This is a genomic window from Bradyrhizobium sp. Mp27 (assembly GCF_029953005.1).
Taxonomy (GTDB): Bacteria; Pseudomonadota; Alphaproteobacteria; order Rhizobiales; family Xanthobacteraceae; genus Bradyrhizobium; species Bradyrhizobium barranii.
The window spans coordinates 1-5683 of sequence record NZ_JASAUS010000278.1; the positions used below are offsets into that span (position 1 = coordinate 1).

7 protein-coding genes are annotated in these 5683 nt (G+C 59.7%); 5 read left to right on the forward strand and 2 right to left on the reverse strand.

Features of this window, described 5'->3' with window-relative positions; all coding sequences use genetic code 11:
• Positions 1-484 precede the first annotated feature (484 nt).
• The 5 genes from QJT78_RS47750 to QJT78_RS47770 all read left to right on the forward strand — a co-directional run bounded on the left by QJT78_RS47750 (position 485) and on the right by QJT78_RS47770 (position 3668).
• Positions 485-691 (forward strand): hypothetical protein, encoded by a 207-nt coding sequence (locus QJT78_RS47750; protein ID WP_157790247.1) that lies wholly within the window; start codon positions 485-487, stop codon positions 689-691.
• Positions 692-792: 101 nt separating this feature from the next.
• On the forward strand, positions 793-1167 hold the full coding sequence (locus QJT78_RS47755) for a nuclear transport factor 2 family protein (protein ID WP_049808107.1): 375 nt from the start codon (positions 793-795) through the stop codon (positions 1165-1167).
• Positions 1168-1541: 374 nt separating this feature from the next.
• The gene (locus QJT78_RS47760; protein ID WP_049808108.1) at positions 1542-1898 is read left to right on the forward strand and encodes a hypothetical protein; all 357 of its coding nucleotides are present in this window, start codon (positions 1542-1544) and stop codon (positions 1896-1898) included.
• Positions 1891-2196, forward strand: coding sequence for a hypothetical protein (locus QJT78_RS47765; RefSeq protein WP_038953362.1), 306 nt, complete (start codon positions 1891-1893; stop codon positions 2194-2196). Before QJT78_RS47760 ends, QJT78_RS47765 begins: the two co-directional genes overlap by 8 nt.
• Before the next feature lie 170 nt (positions 2197-2366).
• A complete protein-coding gene (locus QJT78_RS47770; RefSeq protein ID WP_038945728.1) occupies positions 2367-3668 on the forward strand; it encodes an ATP-binding protein in 1302 nt (433 codons plus the stop codon).
• A 45-nt stretch (positions 3669-3713) separates the two neighbouring features.
• Here QJT78_RS47770 and QJT78_RS47775 read toward each other — a convergent pair whose 3' ends face one another.
• On the reverse strand, positions 3714-4193 hold the full coding sequence (locus tag QJT78_RS47775) for a hypothetical protein (RefSeq protein WP_038945729.1): 480 nt from the start codon (positions 4191-4193) through the stop codon (positions 3714-3716).
• 9 nt (positions 4194-4202) lie between these two features.
• On the reverse strand, positions 4203-5357 hold the full coding sequence (locus QJT78_RS47780) for a phage major capsid protein (RefSeq protein WP_038953364.1): 1155 nt from the start codon (positions 5355-5357) through the stop codon (positions 4203-4205).
• Between the last annotated feature and the right edge of the window lie 326 nt (positions 5358-5683).

A 5683-nucleotide genomic window follows, 5' to 3' on the forward strand; every position in this document is an offset into this window, starting at 1 on the left:
CCGAAAGTCATCGCCGGTGTAAAGTTCATCGACGGAATCGAAGTCATTCCGAACACTGAAAGCCACGCCGCCTGATCAGGCCGCGTCACCCAAAATCAGCCATAGCTCGCGGCAGTCGCGTCAACCGGCGCGGTGCTGGTGACTTTCGCAGGCGCGAGGGAGGCCAAAGGGAACTCGGCTCCCGGGAGAGCACGGCATAAGCCGTCCAACCACTGCGCAAGGACGTGCACAGGAAAAAAAGTCGTTATAAATCAATGCAAAAGGCCGGTGGTGTATGGCCGGTGTCAAAAAGCGCCGCAAGTCCTGCATTCTCCGTAGGAAGGTCGTGGATGCGCGTTGACCCGCGCCCCCGCCTTTCCACGCCCCGACCGAAATAACGCATTGCGGACTCGCGCTCGCGATCCTGGCGGCCTTTTGGGCGGCGGTGCTGCCCTCTTGCGCGACGGCCGCGAGGCGCTCACCGTGCGCGCCCATGCCGCCGACCATGATCATCATCGTGCCGACGTTGTCCGGTTACGGAGTGGTTCGGCACGTTGCTGTGTCGGTGCCGCTGGTGCCGCAGCTTTTGGACGGGGTGAAATACTTGGAACAGGCGCCGCCACCGGAGACCCGCGACTTACGCAAGATGCGCCGGCAGGACACGCCGCGGGCACCGACGCTGCACGCCATCGGGCGCTATGCGGCGCGGTGAAGCCGCATCCCCGTAGTCTTGCGGGAAGCGCGGTTCAACGTCCGTTCATCATCATGATATTACGCCCAGCGTCGGGAGCGGCGTTTTGTGGCGGAACATGGATGTCTATTTCACGGGACGACTTTGACGCGGTCGGCGCAATTGTGGACTGGCTCGACGCGTGCCGACGTGGCGACCTCGCCGCAATGCTCAACTTCTATGACGATGAAGCGGTGATCGAATGTGCTTGCGAAGATGTGAGCCTGGTCGGACGAAAAGCGATCGCCGGCTATTGGGCACCAAAGCTGGAAAATAAGCGCGGCCCTGCCTTTTCCTTGGACGACGTAGCGTTGACCGGGCATGGAGTGCAGATCGACTACCACAACTACGAGGGCAAGCCAGTGCGCCTCTATTTTCGTTTTGGAGCGTCCAATAAAATCATTTACACGAACTGCGGGCCGATCGTTTGCCGCTCTCTCAAAAGCGGTGCGAACTAACGCAACGAAAGTCCACATCGCCCCACGTCACAGATGATGTTAATTGAGGCGTTGTTACTCTATGCGGCCGATGAGCTATCGGACGCGCTTATTATCGATTTTTGCTCATCAATCCTGTGGCAGCCGGGACAGAAAAACACATGGATGATTTCCGTTGGCTGTACGCCCATCAACGTTGAACGTGACCACCTCATCTCAAGTTGGCAGTCAGGGCAGATCGGCGACTTTAGCTGCTCTAACGAACGCTTGAGCCTGTCCATGGCGGCGCTCTTGGTTGCCCGCGCGTCTCTGTATCATGCATAACCCCGTGTTGGTTCCAAATCAACACTGAGGCCCGCTTGCGCCGCCCAGTGGCGATCGGCTTAAATCCTGCCATGCCCATCCTCACCCGTCGCCGCGATCCGTACCGCCCCAACTGTTGGCGCATCCACTTTGCCGACGTTCACGTCGGCATCGTCGCAAAAGCCGTCGGCAATCCCGGCGCCGCGGATAGCTGGCAATGGCAGTGCGGTTTTTATCCGGGCTCAAACCCTGGCGAGCATCGCAACGGATCGGCGCCGACATTCGAGGCGGCCCGCGCGGCGTTCGAGGCGGCATGGCGCGAGTATCTGCCGAAGCGAACCGAGGCCGATTTCCAGGCCTGGCGCGATCAAGAGGCATGGACGGCGGAAAAATATCGCCGCTTTGCTCGCGGCGAGCGGATGCCGCCGGATTGGCGACCGCATGGCTGATAGCGGCGGTTGGCGCAAGCAGTTCGACGCGCCGATCGTTCTGGCCGATGGCAAACAACTCGTTACCCTGCGGGACGCGATCCGGCACCTGGTCGACACGGTGCCCGCGCGCGAGCGAAAACATCCGCGTGTCCTGGTCGCGGCCACCGTGCTCACCGATGCCGCCGAGGGCCGTGACCTGGTCATGCATGCGCGGATCGCGATGCTACGGGCGTTGAACAGAAACGTCGAGCAGGTGTTTTTGGACCGGAAGATCAGCACTCATTGGGGCAAGCGAAAGTTAAAGAGGGACCAATGAGAACAGCCGGATTTGCGCCGCTGACACCGCCACCGGCCTCCTGGGCGACCTTTTGTATTGGGATCGGTGCCGGGATCATCCCAAGTGCGACTAACGCAGTGGATCGTTGACGCTATCTGCTTTCACACCCTCTACGTGCTGTGTAGGATCGCGAGAATCAGGGGAAACGCATGTTCGAATTCGTCGATCCGGAAGCAGGCTTTACCTCAAGTGCCATTCGAGACCCTCGGCGGTTCGTCGGTCGAGCTGATTTAATCCAAAGCTGCATGAACGCCCTCAATGCCCGAGAGGGGGTAATAGCTGTCTATGGTAAGCGGGGCGTTGGGAAGACGTCGCTGGTTCGCCAAATTCAACAAATGGCGAATGGCAACTACGACATTGCCCAAAAGGCTGGCCTCGCCCATCTCATTCCGCGGAAACCTCGTCGGTACTACACCGTCTACTATGCTTGCGATTCTAACATCAACAACACTGACGAATTGATCAAACGTCTGTGCAATGACACCGATCCAGAAGACGGCCTTTTGCGGCTTGTGCCGGATGCGGGCAAAGAATTGACCGAATTTTCCCGCTCGGATGAAGCGTCAGCGGGGCTTGACCTCAAACTGGTCAAATGGGGAATTAAGGGATCGGATTCTCAGAAATACGCAAGCGTGGTTCCGAACGACACGATTCAATCGTTCCGAAATTTTGTAACCGGCTCGGTTGATGCAAACAACAGAGCGTGGTCGAAACGAGACGGCCTGCTCCTTCTGCTTGACGAGTTCGATGTTATTGGCACCAAACACGGAATGGGATCGCTGATCAAATCGCTTACTTCACCTACTGTGAAGTTTGGCGTTTGCGGCATCGGGCAGGACCTCGGTGCGTTGATCAAGGATCATAAATCCGTCGGCAGACTCATCGAGCAGGGCGCGATACATGTGAGGGCAATGAGTCCCGGAGAAACACGCCAGATTTTTGCGACTGCGGAGGAGCTTTTCAAGAGAAAGGTCAAGTTCGACAAGAACGTAGTCGAGCAAATCGTCGAATTAAGTGAGGGCTTTCCATATTTCGCGCAACTCATTGGCAAAGCCTCCGTGCAATACGGCAACGAAATCGGCACGAACGACATTGATGTCAAAATCTTCGGCGAAGTGCTCGAAAAGATACGATCGGGGCAATCGTTTCCAAACTTAGAGCAGCAATATCAGCTTGCTGTCGGTCGCAGTGCGGAGAGAGCCATGCTGCTCGTTCTGCTTGCAGAGCAATCGAGCGAAGCTACGCTCTATAATGATGAGGTTGGTCGAATAGTTTTGCAGCGAACGCGAGCGACCGCTCAAGGTCTGGGCATTGAATACATCGATCAATTGATGCCGCGGCTTGTTGAGGAGCGGTATGGTCCGGCGCTCGTCAAGGGGGAGGATCGGGGGATTTACGAATTTTCTGATCCGGTATTCAGAGCCTACGTAAAATTGCGACGGCTCGATTAATCGAGGGATCACTAACGTTTGCGGTGACCTGGTCGAGCAAGTTGGTCATTCACCCACCACCCGCGGCCAGGTGACGCTGCGCCGCTCCAACTCGGCCTCAAGCTCGGCGACGCGCTCTTTCAATCGCTTGTTTTCCCGCGTCCAGTTCACCGCACGGCGCGCGGCTGCAATCTCCCTCTTGCGCGCACGCGCCAACCATTGATCGCATTCGATGTGCGAGGCGCGGACGGATTTGATCCGCGCGACCAGGCCGGTGAAAAAGTTATTCCTGGCGATTTCCCGTCGCTGGCCGTTGTTGTCGGCCGTTGCGAGCACCAGGCCGCCGATCAGCGACCATGTCGACGTCAACGAAATGTCGGATAGCTCGCGCTCGCATCGCCGGTCGTAGTCGGCCAGCAAAGTGTGCAGATCGCCGATCGTCTGGATAGTGCGCACCGGAAAATCGGCACCCTGGTGTGCGCGGCGATCAAGGCCCCTTGTCAACAGCGGCTGGCCGGCTGCATCTCGCGCAACGCTGTCGGTCATGGTGACCTCCTACCAACTCACGGCGTTGATGAACGCGACGCGCGCCGGCCGCGACATGGTCCAACTGCAATCTTGCAATAAGCGCGTCGCGATGCAGTTGACCTGAAACATCGAACTCGTCGGTGCGGCAACCACAGCCGGCGCGCCAGCCGTGCCGATCGGCAGCGGCGTGGTGTCTTCCATGTGCACGATGCTTTCGTTGCTCGCCATCATGCTGGGCTCGTCGCCTTCGCCGCTGGCAAAATTCGCAGCGTCGACCATGATCAGCATTTTCGTTGGACAGGTCGGCGAGGCAACGATCGCCAGATCGAGCGGGCCACCATCGATCCAGCCGAGCAGTTGCGAGCCGAGCAACATCGCGGAGGTCGTCGACATGATCAGCGTCGGGTTGGCCATCGCGCCGGAAAGCTCGATCGCTGCCGCGAGCGCGCGCACGTCACCGGCGAACGCAGGCAAGCCGCCGCCGGCGGTCGCTGGCGTTGCCGAGACGCCGAACAACAAACCAGGCGGCGCAACGGGGGTGCCGGCGGCGTTGCCGAGCAACACGCCGTCGATCGCGGTCGCAACGTCGCTCGCCAGGATGAAGCGGATCAGCTTTTCCAAATCGGGCACCGAGTGCGCCAGCATTTCGGCGGTCATCACCGAAATCACTGCGGCTTTTTTCGGTGCCAGAGTTGCGCCGCCCAACGCGAATTGCCGCACCGGGATCGGCTGCCCTTCACCGACGAAAGGCGGCGCCGCCGGCGCGGTCGGCGTCCTCGACGGGATTTTGACGGGACCGGCGAGCGAAACGCGGATCGAACCCGGCGCGGCCGCCAATTGCGAATAGACCGAGTTCGGCGAGATGATCGTCAACGCGCCAGAAACCGTTGTGCCGACCAGCTCGCCCGCCCAGGCCGGCACCGTCGTCATCGCCGGCCCGCTCGCCGCCTTAAAAATTAAGCCAGGCTTCGCCAGGCCTTTCACCACATCGGCGTCGTAGGGGAAATGCTGCGCGGCGACCGCGGCCGCGGGGATGCCGTGCTGTCGGCTCAGCACATGGCACGTTGCCACCCGTGCGAACGTCGTACCTGGCGCCGGCGCGCCGCGCTCTCGGCGAAGGTGCTCGATGATGTCGTTGCGAAGTTGTTTGCGAAGAACGTCGCGCTCAGAAAACCCGCTCATGCATGCTCTCCCGTCGGCCAAATTGCCGCTAACGTTTCGGAGGCATGCCATCTCGCGGTTGCCATTGCCGTTGATCAGACGGCGGCAGTCGGCGCGAGCAGCCGGAGTCTACGCTCTCGTTCGCGCTCGATGCAAGCGGTGCTATGCTGGCGGCCATGCCGATTTTATCGAAACAGCGTCACCGCCTGATCGTCGCGGATCGATCGTTCGATGCGTAGAGAGCTGGCCCCGCAAATTCGGACAGTAGCTTGAGTGGATTTTCTGCCTGACAGCGGCGAGGATTCTTGCTGCGAATCAGGAGCGAAGATGACGAAGAAGAGCCGCCG

Coding starts and splice junctions, on each gene's coding strand:
- QJT78_RS47750 (WP_157790247.1), top strand. CDS start 485: ATGATCATCATCGTGCCGACGTTGTCCGGTTACGGAGTGGTTCGGCAC.
- QJT78_RS47755 (WP_049808107.1), top strand. CDS start 793: ATGTCTATTTCACGGGACGACTTTGACGCGGTCGGCGCAATTGTGGAC.
- QJT78_RS47760 (WP_049808108.1), top strand. CDS start 1,542: ATGCCCATCCTCACCCGTCGCCGCGATCCGTACCGCCCCAACTGTTGG.
- QJT78_RS47765 (WP_038953362.1), top strand. CDS start 1,891: ATGGCTGATAGCGGCGGTTGGCGCAAGCAGTTCGACGCGCCGATCGTT.
- QJT78_RS47770 (WP_038945728.1), top strand. CDS start 2,367: ATGTTCGAATTCGTCGATCCGGAAGCAGGCTTTACCTCAAGTGCCATT.
- QJT78_RS47775 (WP_038945729.1), bottom strand. CDS start 4,193: ATGACCGACAGCGTTGCGCGAGATGCAGCCGGCCAGCCGCTGTTGACA.
- QJT78_RS47780 (WP_038953364.1), bottom strand. CDS start 5,357: ATGAGCGGGTTTTCTGAGCGCGACGTTCTTCGCAAACAACTTCGCAAC.